At 37.7% G+C, this 15,697-nt stretch carries 15 protein-coding genes; 10 read left to right on the top strand and 5 right to left on the bottom strand.

What is annotated here, in order from left to right:
- The 5 genes from FERPE_RS04500 to FERPE_RS04480 all read left to right on the top strand — a co-directional run bounded on the left by FERPE_RS04500 (position 1) and on the right by FERPE_RS04480 (position 5,458).
- Entirely contained in the window at positions 1 to 780 is a 780-nt protein-coding gene (locus FERPE_RS04500) for an RMD1 family protein (protein ID WP_014451468.1), read from the top strand.
- Between the two features lie 66 nt (positions 781 to 846).
- Positions 847 to 2,373 (top strand): bifunctional UDP-sugar hydrolase/5'-nucleotidase, encoded by a 1,527-nt coding sequence (locus tag FERPE_RS04495; RefSeq protein WP_014451467.1) that lies wholly within the window; start codon positions 847 to 849, stop codon positions 2,371 to 2,373.
- A gap of 123 nt (positions 2,374 to 2,496) precedes the next feature.
- Entirely contained in the window at positions 2,497 to 3,036 is a 540-nt protein-coding gene (locus FERPE_RS04490; protein ID WP_052312845.1) for a transcription repressor NadR, read from the top strand.
- A gap of 23 nt (positions 3,037 to 3,059) precedes the next feature.
- Positions 3,060 to 3,584 (top strand): cysteine hydrolase family protein, encoded by a 525-nt coding sequence (locus tag FERPE_RS04485; RefSeq protein ID WP_014451465.1) that lies wholly within the window; start codon positions 3,060 to 3,062, stop codon positions 3,582 to 3,584.
- A 227-nt stretch (positions 3,585 to 3,811) separates the two neighbouring features.
- Positions 3,812 to 5,458 (top strand): DEAD/DEAH box helicase, encoded by a 1,647-nt coding sequence (locus FERPE_RS04480; RefSeq protein ID WP_014451464.1) that lies wholly within the window; start codon positions 3,812 to 3,814, stop codon positions 5,456 to 5,458.
- Between the two features lie 51 nt (positions 5,459 to 5,509).
- Here FERPE_RS04480 and FERPE_RS04475 read toward each other — a convergent pair whose 3' ends face one another.
- On the bottom strand, positions 5,510 to 6,196 hold the full coding sequence (locus FERPE_RS04475; protein ID WP_014451463.1) for a metal-dependent hydrolase: 687 nt from the start codon (positions 6,194 to 6,196) through the stop codon (positions 5,510 to 5,512).
- 125 nt (positions 6,197 to 6,321) lie between these two features.
- Here FERPE_RS04475 and FERPE_RS10620 point away from each other — a divergent pair, with 125 nt between their 5' ends.
- Positions 6,322 to 7,272: a DDE-type integrase/transposase/recombinase gene (locus tag FERPE_RS10620; RefSeq protein ID WP_011993230.1), complete on the top strand. Its 951-nt coding sequence runs from the start codon at positions 6,322 to 6,324 to the stop codon at positions 7,270 to 7,272.
- Here the strand turns inward: FERPE_RS10620 and FERPE_RS04465 are convergent.
- The 3 genes from FERPE_RS04465 to FERPE_RS04455 are packed head-to-tail and all read right to left on the bottom strand — an operon-like array spanning position 7,262 to position 9,448.
- The gene (locus tag FERPE_RS04465; RefSeq protein WP_014451462.1) at positions 7,262 to 7,885 is read right to left on the bottom strand and encodes an NADH:ubiquinone reductase (Na(+)-transporting) subunit D; all 624 of its coding nucleotides are present in this window, start codon (positions 7,883 to 7,885) and stop codon (positions 7,262 to 7,264) included. The two genes, FERPE_RS10620 and FERPE_RS04465, sit on opposite strands and share 11 nt — an antisense overlap.
- A 1-nt stretch (position 7,886) precedes the next feature.
- Entirely contained in the window at positions 7,887 to 8,495 is a 609-nt protein-coding gene (locus tag FERPE_RS04460) for an FMN-binding protein (RefSeq protein ID WP_014451461.1), read from the bottom strand.
- Entirely contained in the window at positions 8,492 to 9,448 is a 957-nt protein-coding gene (locus tag FERPE_RS04455; protein ID WP_014451460.1) for an RnfABCDGE type electron transport complex subunit D, read from the bottom strand. The genes FERPE_RS04460 and FERPE_RS04455 overlap by 4 nt, the downstream gene beginning before the upstream one ends.
- Positions 9,449 to 9,857: 409 nt before the next feature.
- Between FERPE_RS04455 and FERPE_RS10230 the strand changes: the two genes are divergently transcribed.
- From FERPE_RS10230 to FERPE_RS04435, 4 genes are all read left to right on the top strand, one after another.
- Positions 9,858 to 10,739 carry a cytochrome b5 domain-containing protein gene (locus tag FERPE_RS10230; RefSeq protein WP_014451459.1) on the top strand — a complete coding sequence of 294 codons (882 nt, stop codon included), beginning with the start codon at positions 9,858 to 9,860 and terminating at the stop codon, positions 10,737 to 10,739.
- Between the two features lie 406 nt (positions 10,740 to 11,145).
- Entirely contained in the window at positions 11,146 to 11,481 is a 336-nt protein-coding gene (locus FERPE_RS04445) for an Asp23/Gls24 family envelope stress response protein (RefSeq protein WP_014451457.1), read from the top strand.
- A 25-nt stretch (positions 11,482 to 11,506) separates the two neighbouring features.
- Positions 11,507 to 11,836 (top strand): Asp23/Gls24 family envelope stress response protein, encoded by a 330-nt coding sequence (locus FERPE_RS04440; RefSeq protein WP_014451456.1) that lies wholly within the window; start codon positions 11,507 to 11,509, stop codon positions 11,834 to 11,836.
- Positions 11,837 to 12,321: 485 nt separating this feature from the next.
- The gene (locus FERPE_RS04435) at positions 12,322 to 14,769 is read left to right on the top strand and encodes a SpoIID/LytB domain-containing protein (RefSeq protein WP_014451455.1); all 2,448 of its coding nucleotides are present in this window, start codon (positions 12,322 to 12,324) and stop codon (positions 14,767 to 14,769) included.
- Between the two features lie 34 nt (positions 14,770 to 14,803).
- Here the strand turns inward: FERPE_RS04435 and FERPE_RS04430 are convergent, their stop codons facing one another.
- A complete protein-coding gene (locus FERPE_RS04430) occupies positions 14,804 to 15,658 on the bottom strand; it encodes a GNAT family N-acetyltransferase (RefSeq protein ID WP_014451454.1) in 855 nt (284 codons plus the stop codon).
- Between the last annotated feature and the right edge of the window lie 39 nt (positions 15,659 to 15,697).

Below are 15,697 nucleotides of genomic sequence, written 5' to 3'. Positions count from 1 at the left end.
GTGCAATATAGGTTTATAGCCTTAGACTTAGGTGACGACATTGACATTAAGAAATTGATGCAGGAAAAATCATCGCATATTGAATACATAAGATGGGAAGAGCCGTTTAAGTTTAAATACGCGCAGGGAACTGTTTACGTTTACTCATTCGGAGCCGTAGTTGGATTGAATGTACCTAGCAATCAATTTAATAGCCTTGTTTCTGAACTTGATGAATATGTGATTGGTAATGTGAAGCACACAGCGACAGAAATACTTGAGGTGCTAGTTAACAAAGATACAAAAGACAGAGAAATCGAAATTTCGGAAGATAGAGTTTACGTATCACGAATAGACGAAGGCGTGCTATCAACGGTTGCTTTCGTTTTAGCTCAGAGTGTTTCTTTGCACAGGATAGAGCAAAAAACAGATCTTCTAATAGACGAAATCGAGAAATTCCTGTCAGAAAAGGGAAAAGTAGCGAAAGGCAGAAAGGCTTTAGGACTTGCAATGAAAATATTAAAAACAAGACACGAGATACTCTCGGACGTTATGATACTTGACAAACCTGATATTGCCTGGGAAAACGAATTGTACGACCAGCTGTATCAGAAACTTGCCAGGTATTACGAACTCTCAAGAAGATACAAAAACGTGACAACGAAGTTAGACCATGCCTTTGAGGTTGCAAGCGTTCTCTTAGAGATTCATAGTGAAAGTAAAGCAAATTTCTTAGAATGGATGATTATACTTTTGTTTGTTTTAGAAATCGTAGTGATGCTTATCGAGAAACTCTTTTGAAAGATTTTGCTTTTAACAAACAAATGGCTATAATATTACCGCACATCAAAAAAGGGAGGGATAACTATGAAACGATACCTTGTTGTACTTTTGTTGTTAGTCAGTTTATTTGCTCTTGCGGTGAAGATTACGTTATTCCACATCAATGACACCCATGGACACGCTTGGCCATTTACAGACTCTGCTGGAAATATCATAGGTGGTTTTTCAACGGTTGCTACAATGATTGATGCAGAAAGGAAGGTTAATCCCTACGTTCTCTTCCTACATGCAGGAGATATAAACACAGGGGTTCCTGAATCAGACTTATTAAATGCACTGCCTGACATATTTGTCCTGAATAGGATGAAGCTCGATGCTATGGCGGTTGGTAACCATGAATTTGACAAGCCAAGAGAAGTGCTTTTGAGACAAATCAGCTGGGCAAAGTTCCCATTTTTAAGTGCAAATATTTACAAAGATGGAAAGCCATTCTTTACACCTTACATAATTAAAAACATTGGTGGGGTTAGAGTAGCAATTGTAGGTTTTACAACCGAACACACAAAGATACTTGAAGGTCCAAATTCTGAAGATTTGGAATTCAAGAATGTAATCGAAGTTGCAAAAGCACTGATTCCGGAAATTAGGAAACAAGCCGATATTGTAATTGCATTAACGCACCTTGGCATTGGTCAAGGTTATTCGGAACTTTACACAACCGCTGACCAATTGGCTCAGCAAGTTTCTGGCATTGATTTAATAATCGATGGTCACAGTCACACAAATCTTTCTCAACCTATAGTAGTCAACGGAGTTCCTATAGTTCAGGCATTCGAATGGGCAAAGGTGTTGGGCAGAGCTGATATTTACTTCGAAGACGGGAAAGTTACGAAAATAGAATGGCAAGCAATACCTGTGGTTCAGGCTAAAGTTGTTGGAAAAGATGAGGCAGGCAAAAATGTATACCAGGTAATCACTCCTGAAGCAGCATATGTAAAGACGGCTCTCGATTATTTCAAAAAACTCGGCGGAGCGAAACTCGATACAGTAATTGGTTATACAGAAATCCTACTGAACGGGGAAAGGGCAGATGTTAGGTCCAAGACAACAAACCTTGCTAATCTTATAACAGATGCTATGCTTTGGAAAACAGGGGCAGATGTGGCACTTACAAACGGTGGAGGAATAAGAGCTTCCATTAAGCCTGGAGAGATTAAGATAAGAGATATCCTAACAGTGCTCCCCTTTGGAAACACATTATATGTGCTGGAAATGAAAGGCTCAGACCTTCTCAAGGTCTTTGAATATGCTGCATCAGTTCCAAACGGACAGGGTGCGTTCTTGCAAGTTGCCGGTGCAACCTGGAAAGCAGAAGGAGGAAAACTTGTTGAAGTGCTCATCAATGGGGAACCGATAGACCCAGAAAAAGTATATAAAGTAGTGACCAATAACTACATGGCATCAGGTGGAGATGGATACACAATGTTGAAGGGACAAAAAGGATACGACACGTTCTATGTTATGGCTGACGTTGTAGTTGAGTATATCCAAAAGGTACTCGGTGGAAAAATTACAAGTTACGACGATAAACCAAGAGTTGAAAGAAAATAAAACCACAAAAACTAAAATCTACGGGCGGGATTGCAACCCGCCCTTTTTTATTTTTTCACCCTTAGATAGGTTGTGGCTGATATTAACTTTCTTTGTAAAATATTGTATAATGAATTTGAGGTGATGCATATGGAAAGAAAGTATCAAATTTTGGAGCTGTTGAAAAAAAGTAAGACGCCAGTTAAAGGCAAATATTTAGCAGAACTCTTTAATGTAAGTAGACAGATTATAGTTTCCGACATTGCACAGTTGAGAGAAGAAGGACATAGGATAGTTGCCACAAGAGATGGTTACCTCTACGATGAAGGAAACAAAGTGCGCAGGGTTGTCGCTGTAAAGCATTCCTCAAAGGACATATACGACGAGCTTAGGCGTATAGTCGAAAACGGAGGAAAAGTCTTGGACGTTATCGTAGAACATCCTGTATATGGAGAAATTATTGGAAGGATAGATGTTTCTACTCTTGACGAAGTAGAGAAATTTGTTTCTCTATTAGCTGCAAGCGGTACAAAACCGCTTTCTGAAATTTCAAATGGTGTACACCTTCATACCATAGAAGCCCCAGATGAAGAGACTATGGAAAAGATTCTCAAAGCAATCAGTAAATACAGACTCTCAAAAGGTGATACAGAGAAGAATGAAAAAACAGAGGATGATGAGTAACTTATCTGACGGGGGGTGCTAAGATGGAGGCGTTGTTAATAGTTGACCTGCAAAATGACTTTGCAAAACCAGGCGGTGCTCTTTATTTTCCGGGTGCCGAGAATGTTATCTTTCCAATTGTTGAGTTAGCAAAAGAATTCAAGAAAAGAGACTTGCCGATTATATATACAAAAGATTGGCATGAGGACAACGACTACGAGTTTGATATATGGGGTGTACATTGCTTGCACGATACAAAAGGAAGCGAGATTGTTGATGAACTGAAAGACGTATTGCATGGATATGAAAAAGCCTACGAAATAAAGAAAAGCAGATACTCCGCATTCTACGGAACAAATCTTGAGAACTTGCTCAAAGAATTGGATATTAGAAAAGTTCATGTTGGCGGACTCGTGACTCATATATGTGTTCTGTTTACTGTTGAAGAGCTGAGAAATCGAGGTATAGAAACAGTTGTTTATTCTAACTGTGTGAACAGTTTTGACAAAGATATGCACAATTTTGCACTGCGTGAGATGAAGGAAGTGTTGCTGGCAAAGGTTATTTAGGCAGTTCCTGAAACCGTAATCAATCTTAATCCAATGTTAATTGTACTTATCTAAAAGTATGTTAAACTTACTTAGCATGAGCATACGAACATAAAATGCGTAAAAATATTGTCCACTCCTTTCTCCTTGCGTGTGAGGTAAACCACCCAACACAACCTGACAGGTAAGACGGCAAGGTGAGGGGTGGAAATTTCTAAATCCCGCAGGGAAGAAAGGTAGGAGCAGATATGAAGAACACAGATATTACGAAAAGCGTTGAAAGAGGAAGTGGTTTCGAAGTTTTTGGCTTGAGTAAGGAAACACTCTCAGCTATTGAGAAGAAAGGTTATACACAACCTACTGAAATTCAGAAGTTAGTACTTCCCGTAGCTCTTGAGACTGATAAAGATATAATTGCTCAAGCTCAGACAGGAACAGGGAAGACAGCGGCATTTGCGATACCAATACTTGAACTTGTCGACTTTAAGGTAGATAAGAGTATCAAAGCGTTGATAGTTACACCTACAAGAGAGTTAGCGCTTCAGATATACGAGGAGATAAAAAGCTTGAAAGGGAATCGTAGGATTAAAGTGGCCACAGTTTATGGTGGACAATCGATGGAACGACAACTTAAAGACCTAGCAAGAGGTATAGATATCGTTGTTGGAACACCTGGAAGATTGCTTGACCATATAAATCGTAAAACGCTCGATTTGTCCAATGTAAAATACTTGGTATTAGACGAAGCTGACAGGATGCTCGATATGGGATTTTTGGACGATGTGCTTGAGATAATTAAGCAAACACCGGAAACGAAACGTACATTCCTTTTTTCGGCAACGATGCCAAAGGAAATAGTAAGCATTGCAAGAAAATTCATGAAAGATTACGAACATATCTCCACGGTAAAAGAAGAACTCACAACTGAAAATGCAGAACAACTTTACTTCGAGATTGAAGAAGATGATAAATTACCGCTTTTGTGTAGAATAATTGATATGAATCCTGAGTTCTATGGTATTGTCTTCTGCCAGACAAAAGCCGAAGTTGATGAGATTGCTAGGAAACTGTCAGACCTGGGATATAACGCAGATGGATTGCATGGTGATTATTCACAATCTCAAAGGGAACGAGTGCTCGATAAATTCAAAAAAAAGCAGTTGAACATACTTGTCACTACGGACGTTGCGGCAAGGGGAATAGATATAGAAGGTCTCACTCATGTTATCAATTACTCTGTTCCAAGAGACCCAGAATACTACGTACACAGGATAGGTCGAACGGGAAGGGCAGGCAAAAAGGGACTTGCAATTACATTCGTAACAAGGAGCGATTACTACCATTTTACAAGAGTAAAGAGATTTACAAAGGCAAAGATAGCGAAAGATAAAATCCCTATGGTCGAAGATATACTTAATAGGCAACTAGAAAATGTTGTCAATACAATCAAAAAAGAATCATATGTTTCCAATGAACTCTTCAGACAAGTTGCTCAAAAACTAATTGAAGAGATGGGACCTACAGAGGCGGTCGAGATGCTGCTTCATACGCTTCTAAAGGAGAAGATAGATGTTACCCGTTATGGAAACATTAAATTGAAGGATTTTTCAAAACAATCAGAGAATAACTCGACTGTGAGATTATTTGTGGCACTAGGTTCTTCTAAAGGTTTGGATAAAAAGAGGCTTGTTGAATACATATCCGAAAGAACGGGTATTGAACCAAAAAACATAAACAATGTGCGAGTCTTTGAGACGTACTCATTTATAGATGTTAACGAGGCTGATGCAGATGTTATTATGAGGACTCTAAATAAGAACACAGGAAAGAGTGGAAGATATTCGAAATCATCCAAACCATTGGTTCAGAAGGCACGAGAAAAGAAGGTGAATTAACGGTGTTTAATCAAAAAAGGCTCGCACAAGCGAGCCTTTTTTGATTATCAATCACTTCTGACATTCAATTGTTTCACCTGGTTTCATAATAACACACCTGACTCCCATTTTCTCGACTTCTGTTTTAAATTTTTCCGGATCCGCTTTGATAATGTCCCACGTGTTGTAGTGCATTGGAACGACTACTTTAGGTTTTATCATTTCAACAGCTGTTATCGCGTCTTCAACGTCCATAACAAAATTCCCACCAATTGGTAGGAACGCAAGATCTACACCTTTAATTAACTCCATCTCCTTTGTCAATCCCGTGTCACCTGCATGGTATATGGTTTTGCCTTCCGCTTTTATCAAAAAGCCACATGGATTACCTCCATAAATAACCTTGTCTCCGTCATTTATGCCGGAACCATGGACGGCAGGTGTCAGTTTCACTTTGCCGAATTCAAAATAGTAAACTCCTCCGACGTGCATTGGATGAACCTTGCAATCTTTTGACTGCAAATAGTGGCATAGCTCAAAATTCGCAATTACAGTGGCACCATACTTCTTTGCCAGTTCTACAGTGTCACCTAAATGGTCACCATGACCGTGGGTTACAAGGATGTAGTCTAACTTTGGTAGTTCAAATCCCTTTGGATAAGCTGGGTTACCGCTGATAAATGGGTCGATAATTACGTTGTACTTCCCTTCAATTTCGCTAATCAATACTGCTGCATGTCCTAAGAATGTTACCTTCATACTTTTCACCCCCATCCACAAGTTGATAATGTTAACTAAAAGTATTGAAACTTTCCAAAAACCGCATTATCCTTATAAAGAGGGGACACCCCCCAACCAACTCTCGACAAAGGAGGTATCCCGATATGAACAACTCAACGCTCTCTTGTCCAAAATGCGGTTCCACCAGCTTATACAAAAACGGTCATGACAAATACGGTAACCAACAATTCCTTTGCAAACTCTGCCATCATTCTTTCAAACTCTCCCATTCTCAAAAACGCAAAAACTTCCCTTTCCCTTATCCCAAATGCACTTCTTGTGGTAAATCTATGCAAATTTACAAAGTCCGTCGCTCTTTCGTTGTCTTCCGTTGTAGAGCTTGTCGTACCAAAGATAGAGTACCTTTTAACCTCCCCGAACCAGTCACCCTTATTCCTGAGAAATTTAAATATTTCCGCTTCCCTATCTTTTTCGTCTTAAAGGCTTTTGTTTTGTATATGAAACACAATATGTCTTATCGCTCTCTTGCTCATTCTCTTAATATCAAAGTATCTCATGTCACCATATACAAATGGGTTATTAAATTGTGTACTTTATTCTCTGTACTTTTTCCAACATTTACCATCGAAAATGTTTTCTCAGTTCATGCTGATGAAACTGTTCTTGTGTTCAAAGAACAAAAGTACTATGTTTGGCTATTAGTTGATCACGAAACTAACTTAATTCTTTGTTGGCATGTCTCAAAGTATCGTGATATGGGACAAGTCAAAGTATTGCTCGAGAAGTTCTTTGGTAATTCAAAACCTAGAAACATTGAACTTATTACTGATGGACTTGGTGCATATGAAAGTGCAGTAAAGCTGTTGTTCAGAAATATCAATCACGTAGTGGTACCGCTCGGTAAAAACAATCAATGTGAATCTAAGTTTTCATTGTTGAAAGACTTTTTCCGACTCAAGCGAGGGCTGAAGAATACGAAGAACTTAGCGAAATATATTCAAGGATTTTGTGTAGTGAAGAATCTTTGGAAAACGCACAATGGCAATATCAATCGCATTCTTTCACAATTACACTCTTTCATCACTACAAGTTAACACTATCGGACTGGCTGACATCTTTTTTTATCTGCATACCTCTGATTATCCAAATTAAAGAGGCTAAGACAAAGAACGCACTTGGTGGCATAACCATAACCGTCCACTTTGGGAACGAATTAGGCACAACTTGAAAACCAAGGATTGTACCAAATCCCAGAAGCTCTCTAAAAAACGCAACAACAACCAAGACGAACATGTATCCAAGACCTGCTGTAAAACCGTCCCAGAACGAAATCAGTGGTTTGTTCCCCTGAGCGAAAGCTTCCGCACGCCCCATGATTATACAGTTCGTAATAATCAAACCAACATATGGTCCAAGCGCTTTACTTACGTCAGGAACGTAAGCTCTAAGAACTATATCGACCATAATAACGTAGAACGATATGACAAGCACTTGTGTAATCATCCTGACCTTTCTTGGAATTAAGTTTCTCATAGCGGAAATTGTAAAGTTGGAAAGAGCGGTTACAAGTGTAACGCCGATAGTCATTATAAGTGTGTTTTTCAGATTATTGGTAACAGCAAGTGTGGAACATATACCTAATATTTGCACAATTACTGGGTTTTCTAACCAAAAGTTATTTTTCAATATCTTTTTGAAATTGGACATTTCAGTTCACCCCCAGTAACGATTTAAGAACAGGTATATACGTTGCAATTATCTTTTCTATAGATTTAGATGTTAACGTAGCGCCAGTTATTGCATCAACTAGTCCATCATCCTTCGAGTCAGATACCTTCGCAGTTGACACCACTATCTTATCATTCACTATCGCTTCGTTTCGAAATTGTTCTTTGAACCAACTTTCCTCAATTCGACCTCCGAGACCAGGTGTTTCACTCTGTGAGATAAAATCTATTCCTACGATTCTTGAAACATTGCTATCAACAGCTAGCACGCCTGAAATATTTCCCCACAGACCACTTCCGTTAAAGAGAATGGCATAAACTGTCTCACCATCCACTTCCGAAGAAAACAGACTGTATGAATCTTTCATTTCCACTGTAATTTTTGATTTGAAAACATTAATGGCTTCTTCATCGTTCTCATATGGGATGCCCATGGCATTAAGAACAGCCCGAACCATGAACAATTCTTGATTCTTTTTCACTTGCTGTGATGTCATAGCATTTAAACCAGAAAGGACAATAAGAAAGACGAATGACACAATGAATGTGAAAGTCACAGTGTAAAATTTACTATCCCTATCGAATCTCATGCTTCCACCTTCTTTTCAGAAGCATCATTGTTTACGCTCTTTACTGGTTTTTTAACTTTTTTGTCCTTAATAATCTCATCGAGAAGAGGAGCAAACATGTTTCCAATCAGTATTGCAAAACTCCATCCTTCGGAAAATAAGGAAAACGTTCGAATAACTACTCCAGATAAACCTATAATTATTCCATATATCCACATTGACTTAATTTTCTTGGGTGCAGTTATAGGTTCTGTTGCCATGAAAACAGTAATAAAAAGCAAACTTCCGGAAAGCATTGCAGGAATTGTAGGTAACGATTTTGGAACGTTGAAAAGATCCAACAAAAAAGTAAGAAGCACGGCGGAACCATAAGTTGAAATCATCAATCTCCAGTTTGCAGTCTTTGTCCATATCAAATAAATTGCCGCCAATAATATGAGTAAAACGGGTGCTTCACCCATGGCCCCAGCCCGCCAACCAAGTAACAAATTCAATAAATCCACATTCTGACCATCTCTGAGAATTTGTAATGGAGTTGCAGAAGTCGCTGCATCCAAGCCAAACAAAGATGGCTTGAACCAACCAGATGTCATATAAAGTGGGAAGGTTATGTATATGAATAATCTACCAACGATTGCAGGATTAAAGACGTTCCTACTAAATCCGCCGTATACCTCTTTTCCAAAAGCCACACCAAAGGCGATTCCTATTATTGCAACCCAAAAGGGGACAGAAGGTGGCAAAGAAAGCAAAAATAACATAGCTGTTACAAGAACTGCCTCGCTCACAGGTTTGTTTTTACGTTTTTCAAACAAGTATTCGACAAAGATAGCTGTGAGAAGAACCCAAAACCCTAACCAGATAACACGCAATCCATATGCAAAGATGGAAAACATCAGAATAGGTGTGAGTGCATAGAGCATCTTCCTCATCATAGGTTGTTTCTGGAATTTTATAGGACCTGTGAAGCCCATTCTCACATCCCCCTTTTTTGAAGGAAATTATGGCATAACTGAAGATAATAGCTTGATAACATATGAATACACAATTAGAACCACTAAAATTATACCACGTTTTTAACACAGTCTAACATTATCTATTTGAAAGTTTAGGACAATGTTTTAAAAAGCACGGTTTCTTGTAAATTGTGTTTTGGAAAATATTGATTTTTTCACACTTTTAAAACGAAAGTAGCTCTAATTACCCTGTTCTAAGTGGTTTAATTAAATTTTTTTATATTGTTTGCTGTATGGTATACTATGTAATAATAGTGTAAACATATCTCTGCTTATATTTTTAAAGAATTAAAGGTTTAATCAGTTTTCTAAGGTTTTTTGTTGGAATAAGTCCAAAGTTTCCAACATTCAACTAGGAGGTGAAAGTATGAGTAAGTACAGACCGATTTTTGTCTTAATGGGTTTAGCTATCTTTACAAGTTTTTTATTTGCTGGGCATCTTGATAAGTTTTTTAACATTCAGAAGTTCAAAGGAGAATACAAAATAATTTCCTCTGAAACCTTGCAGAAGACTTCAGGATGGATTTCTGTGGAAGGTGTTGTATATAACCTTGGAACTTCCGCACCAGCTAAAAAATTTGTCACGTTATCAGAGGTAGATCCAAAGCTTCTTTCAAACGATAAGATTGTTGGAATTCTTGGTGTTACGATTTCTGAACTTTCGAAGTACAATGGAAAAAACGCACCTATAATGGTTGCTGTTAACGGGATAGTTTACAATCTTTCTGCTTCAAAATCATGGGCAGGAGGAACGCATAAAAATAAGCACGTTGCTGGTCAGGATTTGACTTACGACATCTTAAAACTCTCACCACATGGCATTTCCAAAATAAAATCGTTCCCATCCTACGGTGTTCTTGTTTTCACCCCAGATGAGCTGATTAAATACGACGGAAAGCAACAAAAGAAAATCTATGTTTCTGTTTATGGTATCGTTCATGATGCTACTCAGTCAAGAAAATTTACAGGTGGTGAACATTATGGTCATGATATGGGAGTAGATCTCACGAGTGAAATACTCTCGCTTCAAGGACATGTTAATTTGCTCAGCAAGTTGTATCCTATTGGATTATATGTCTTCAACGACGAAACCATCTCTAAATTTAACGGAAAAGATGGTAAACCTTTTGTTATTGTTGGAGATCTTGTGTACGACGTGTCCAAAAATGCACAAGGAATAAAAGCAGGAACGGTTTACAATGGTCAACCTCGCAAAGAGTGGTTAATTGTGGGATTTATGATGAACTGAAAATAACTTAAGCGGAGTTGGGAATAGATGGTGTACAAAGTACTCGGATTTATCCACGGTTATTTAGCTTTGGGAACGATAAAATTACACACTGGTCTTATTCTTTGGATGGGTATACTTTTTTGCATTTTTAGGTTTCTTGTTTAAAAACAAGGTTGGTAAGAAGTGGATAGTTTACAACAGAATTTTTGGATTTATCTTAATTGGACTGTTTTTCTTGCATTATTTCTTCCCATGGATCAGAAAATAAGGCAATTAGATGATAACTGTAAAGGCAACTTTGGCGGAATTCACTTTACTTGACTTTGTATTAACAATGTGGTAAAATTAATACAGACAAATTTAACTTATACTGCGTTTAGTTATGTAATTTTAACAGAAGCTGATCATTTTGGAGGTGAGTACAATGAAATTTCAAGGGACGTGTGGAGAAATTGAAGTAACCGAAAAAGCATTAAAGAAAATAGTCTACTATGCGTTAACCGAACTTTCAGACAGGTTGAATGTTGCAGCTAAGAACTGGTTACAGAAGGTCCTAAATGTATTTTCATCTGAAGAGTCCAACGTTGTAATTAACGAAGACGAAGCAAGTATTACAGTGGACCTTTATGTTGCTATTGGTTATGGTATAAACATTCCAGAAACATTTGCTATGCTGAAAGAAAAGATAATAGAGTCATTCAAAAAACACCTCGCGTTAGAAAATGTGGAGGTCAACATGCATGTGACGGAAGTTAAGTGATTATTCTCTTAAAGGAGGTAGTTATATGGGAAGAATAGAGATTAATGCGAACGTTTATCAAGAGATAGTTTACAGAACTGTCTGCGAGTTTTTCGGATTAGAGGATGCTGAAAAGGCGGTTAGTTTCAAAAAGAGTAACGTTATTGTTGAAAAGCCTCAACTGTCGGAAGAAGAAGAGAAGGAGAGGGTAAAATTCTCAATCCAACTGCCGGCAAAGTTTGGTTTGAATTTCATAGAATTTTCTAACAATGTTGCATGTCATGTGAAGTCAAAAGTAGAAGAAATGACCGGTATGATTGTAGAAAGTGTTAATATCAAGGTTGCTGATGTTTTAACAGAAAACGAGAATATTTGAGATTTTGGCTTTCTAAATGTATGAAATCAGTGGCTATTCTAAGGGCCATTGGGATTGTGATTTTCCCAATGGCCCTGTTGTTAAGTTATTAAGTATATACAATCATATACAATATACAAATTCGAGTGGAGAGGTCTCAAGAGGTTTCAAGATGAAAGACAAAAAATAATATTGAAAAGTATTTTTAAAGGAAGGGGTAGCAAATTCTATAACGCATGGGATCGGAACTTTATTAAGCGTTGCCGGGGACCGCTGTTTTGATAGTAATTGCATCAGTTTAAGGTGGTGTTGCAAAGATAATTTCTGCTGTGATTTAAGGGAAACCATAGGGAGGGTATTCCTTATCATTGTATGGCTCTTGACAGTTCTTGGTGTCATATTCAAAGTGTTTTTTATGAGAAAATTTGTTTTCCTATCTACAATTTTAAAAACTATCGCAACCAAAGTTTGGGGAAAAGTTAGGAAGTTTGCAGAGGGGTGTCAGTGTGGGAAAACAGTTTTTTATGTGCGCGATTGTTCTGTTAGCGCTACTCGTTAATGTATTTACTTTTGGTCAAGAAAGTTTCACGCTTAATGTCTCACTGAAATTTCCGAATGACAATGGACCTGATACTCTGATAAACAATTTGAAAAGCACCAATGTTGAACTTTCTTATGTTTATGAAATTACTATCTCTGGTGAGAATTATTTTGAAAGATATACCTCAACTTCTCCAATTTTAAGCCTAAACGTTTCACAACAAGGGGTTTATGAAGTTAGCGTATTCGTAATAGTTGGAAAAGACATTTATTTCACAGGTGTGGCTACGGCTACAGTAGACTACAGTTCTTTAACTCAAGATATAGAAGTTCATCTTAAACATAATATGTCGAAACTGCTTATCACATTAGACGTTGACAAGATAGAAGCACTTAGCGGGAAAAGAATTTTAATCACCTCCAATGATTCTGTAAGCGCAGTATTTAATGAACTCCTAGATACGAGTGTCTTTCCATTACTGATTGATATAGTTCCAGGCAGTTACAAAGTTGACATAGTAGCAGAAAGCAATGCTACTTCTAATCCTACTGAGACATCACTTTCTACTACGGAGTTAAAAATCCAACCTGGTCGATTTTACCCTTTGATGGCTTCCTTCAAAAAAGGAACTCCAGCTTTGTTGAATAATTTGGCAAAAGTATCAAAATTAATTGCTTTCGATATTAACACACGTGAGATTATTTTTGAGCGTGAGGGAAAATACAAACTGTCAAAAAGTCTATCACTCAACGGAAAAACTAATGCAAGTTGGTCAAATGTACTATTTCCTGGGATCAGCGACTTGTATCTCATGTTTGAAAACGGTGAAATAACTAGTATTAATTACGAAGAAAACTTTCCTTCAAGAGTTCGCGTTCTCTTGAGTTCACAACAGACTTCTGTTGGCGGATTGCTGTCAAGTAGTTTTGAACACGTTACTGTGAAGCCTCAGCAAGATTATTTGCTTTTTGTCTTTGACAAGACGTATTACCAAGTTATGAAACTTCAGTCTGGGCACGTTGTTCGATTTCAGAATCAATCCGATGGACTCATTATTGAAACCGGAGACGGGATAATTGGACCTTTTGAAAAAAGTTCACGTTTCTACATAAAACCACTGTCTAAGGATTCATCAATAGAGATTATTGAAAAGAGCAGGAATAAATATTCTGGAAGCTTTGAGATATTTGTAAACGATAGTGGCGGACTCAGCATAATCAATGATTTACCAGTAGAAGAATATCTAAGAAGTGTTGTATCAAGCGAAATGCCGAGCACCTATCATCCTGAAGCATTGAAAGCACAAGCTGTGACAGCTCGAACTTATACTTTGAATAAAATCCTATCTGATAGAAGATACGCAAGATTAGGTGCGAATATTGATGATTCTACAAACTTTCAAGCTTACAATTTCCAGAAACCTAACGAAAAAGCTTCCAAAGCTGTTATAGAAACTGAAGGTTGGATCCTTATGCACCTTAATAAACCAGCGGAAACATTTTATTACGCTGCATCAGGCGGTCATTCCATGAGTTCTGCGGATGTCTTTAAAGCGAAAATAAGTTATTTACCACCAAAGCTAATGGCTGTTGAGAGGGAAATCACACTTTTACTTGATGATGAAATGGCATTACTTAATTTTCTAAAAAATTGGAATGTTTCATTGTTAAGAGATTTGGGTTTCCCAGAAGCTAGTAACGGTTATTTCCGCTGGAAGGTGGAATACTTTTCAGAAGAGCTCCTACCAATCCTCAAATCTCTTAAAGACACAAAAACTTTAGACCTTGAAAATGCGGTCATTTTAAAAGCCAAATACAAGCCAACTGAGTTATTAGCCGACTTTGTTAATCTTGTCTTAAAACCCAAGCTTTTAGCAGAAGCAGATGTAACAAGCATCTCTGAATTAGGAAATGATTTCTCTACACTTTTGAATAATCTTCCGGAGATACAGGATCAGACGATTACAACCGAGCAATTTCAGAACATACACCAACAAAATAGCGAAGACTACGGTTCAAATGAACAACAAGAAAGAATCGTTAACATTTATATTACTCAAAGAACCCCTGGAAAGTATGTCAAAGAAGTAGTCGTAGAGACAAATAAAAGATTGTATAAAATAGCAGACGAGCAAGTACTAAAACTATTCTCACCGAATGGGAAAAAGGTGGTATTACAAAATGGCATAGTCAGATCAGATTTCACTTCGCTTCCGAGTTTCTTTTTTACCATAGATGTTATTAGGAACGATGATGGTTATGCGGAAAAGGTGGTGCTTTACGGTGGAGGATTTGGACATGGAATAGGTATGAGCCAGGTGGCTGCAAACTTTCTAGCAAAGGATTACGGCTGGGATTACGTTACTATATTAGAATTCTTTTATCCGGGAACAGTTTTGTCCAAGGTTTACTAAAATCTATTACTTCAGTTATAAAAACTAACGGTAGCTACAGTTTTCTTACCATTTCGTATTGTGTTAACAATATCTTGAAATCATTCTTTTCCAAAGCACTGTGTAGTAAATCATCTTCAGCTACAGCAACTACAGATATTATTGACGGCCTTGTATTCTTTACTATATAATCAACAGAAACCTTCACAACCAAATCCCAATCTTCAGGTGCTGGAGACCTCGGTGCGCAGTCGACTATGTAGGAAGAATTTTCGTCTGTTTTGCCCCAAACCAAGTATCCTTCGATGTTTTTGGAGTGTAATCTAACCAAGTTGTATCTTCCGTCAGACAGCATCAATGTTATTGGTTCACGTTGCCAATTTACCTTTCTTGGTATATTTATCTCGTTACTCAGCGCAATTGAGTAAACTAGTCTGTTGTCAGTTTGAAGGACAGAGTAGTGTACATCATATTCTTGGGGATTCTCTAGAACAAATGTGTCAAGATTTCTCAACTTTCTGAATCCGTTTTTATCGTAGAATCTTAGAGCTCGTTCGTCTGCAGCTGCAACTTCGAGTGTTACGTGATCAATGTTTTTCATCTTTAAATGCCTAAATGTATGTTTCAATATTCTATCTGCCAAGCCTTTTCCACGTTCGTTTGGCACAACACCCATTGCGTCTATTCTTGCTCTGTTTCCACGTATTGCGACAAGAATAAAGCCTACAGGTTCATTATCCTTGAGGAACACAAAGGAATCGCTGAAGGAAATAGAGTTTTCTCTAGCATCCATCTTAAATGATAGAACGTTCCAGTTTATTGGAATTACGTAGTCGGAAAAAACCATGTTTACTAACTCAACAAAATCTATAAGTGGAAATTCCGCAAGAGTAACTATTTTCTCTTCCATAGTTTTTACCCCCTTGGAAGGTGGAAATTCCCTGATGAA

Source organism: Fervidobacterium pennivorans DSM 9078 (genome assembly GCF_000235405.2).
In the GTDB taxonomy this organism is placed as follows: Bacteria; Thermotogota; Thermotogae; order Thermotogales; family Fervidobacteriaceae; genus Fervidobacterium; species Fervidobacterium pennivorans.
Note: the sequence above shows the minus strand (reverse complement) of the source record. Positions and strands in the feature narration are given on the sequence as shown.

Bases quoted from the DNA above. Each gene is read 5' to 3' on its own strand.
- FERPE_RS04495 (WP_014451467.1), top strand. From the start codon at position 847: ATGAAACGATACCTTGTTGTACTTTTGTTGTTAGTCAGTTTATTTGCT.
- FERPE_RS04490 (WP_052312845.1), top strand. From the start codon at position 2,497: ATGCATATGGAAAGAAAGTATCAAATTTTGGAGCTGTTGAAAAAAAGT.
- FERPE_RS04485 (WP_014451465.1), top strand. From the start codon at position 3,060: ATGGAGGCGTTGTTAATAGTTGACCTGCAAAATGACTTTGCAAAACCA.
- FERPE_RS04480 (WP_014451464.1), top strand. From the start codon at position 3,812: ATGAAGAACACAGATATTACGAAAAGCGTTGAAAGAGGAAGTGGTTTC.
- FERPE_RS04475 (WP_014451463.1), bottom strand. From the start codon at position 6,196: ATGAAGGTAACATTCTTAGGACATGCAGCAGTATTGATTAGCGAAATT.
- FERPE_RS10620 (WP_011993230.1), top strand. From the start codon at position 6,322: ATGAACAACTCAACGCTCTCTTGTCCAAAATGCGGTTCCACCAGCTTA.
- FERPE_RS04465 (WP_014451462.1), bottom strand. From the start codon at position 7,885: ATGTCCAATTTCAAAAAGATATTGAAAAATAACTTTTGGTTAGAAAAC.
- FERPE_RS04460 (WP_014451461.1), bottom strand. From the start codon at position 8,495: ATGAGATTCGATAGGGATAGTAAATTTTACACTGTGACTTTCACATTC.
- FERPE_RS04455 (WP_014451460.1), bottom strand. From the start codon at position 9,448: ATGGGCTTCACAGGTCCTATAAAATTCCAGAAACAACCTATGATGAGG.
- FERPE_RS10230 (WP_014451459.1), top strand. From the start codon at position 9,858: ATGAGTAAGTACAGACCGATTTTTGTCTTAATGGGTTTAGCTATCTTT.
- FERPE_RS04445 (WP_014451457.1), top strand. From the start codon at position 11,146: ATGAAATTTCAAGGGACGTGTGGAGAAATTGAAGTAACCGAAAAAGCA.
- FERPE_RS04440 (WP_014451456.1), top strand. From the start codon at position 11,507: ATGGGAAGAATAGAGATTAATGCGAACGTTTATCAAGAGATAGTTTAC.
- FERPE_RS04430 (WP_014451454.1), bottom strand. From the start codon at position 15,658: ATGGAAGAGAAAATAGTTACTCTTGCGGAATTTCCACTTATAGATTTT.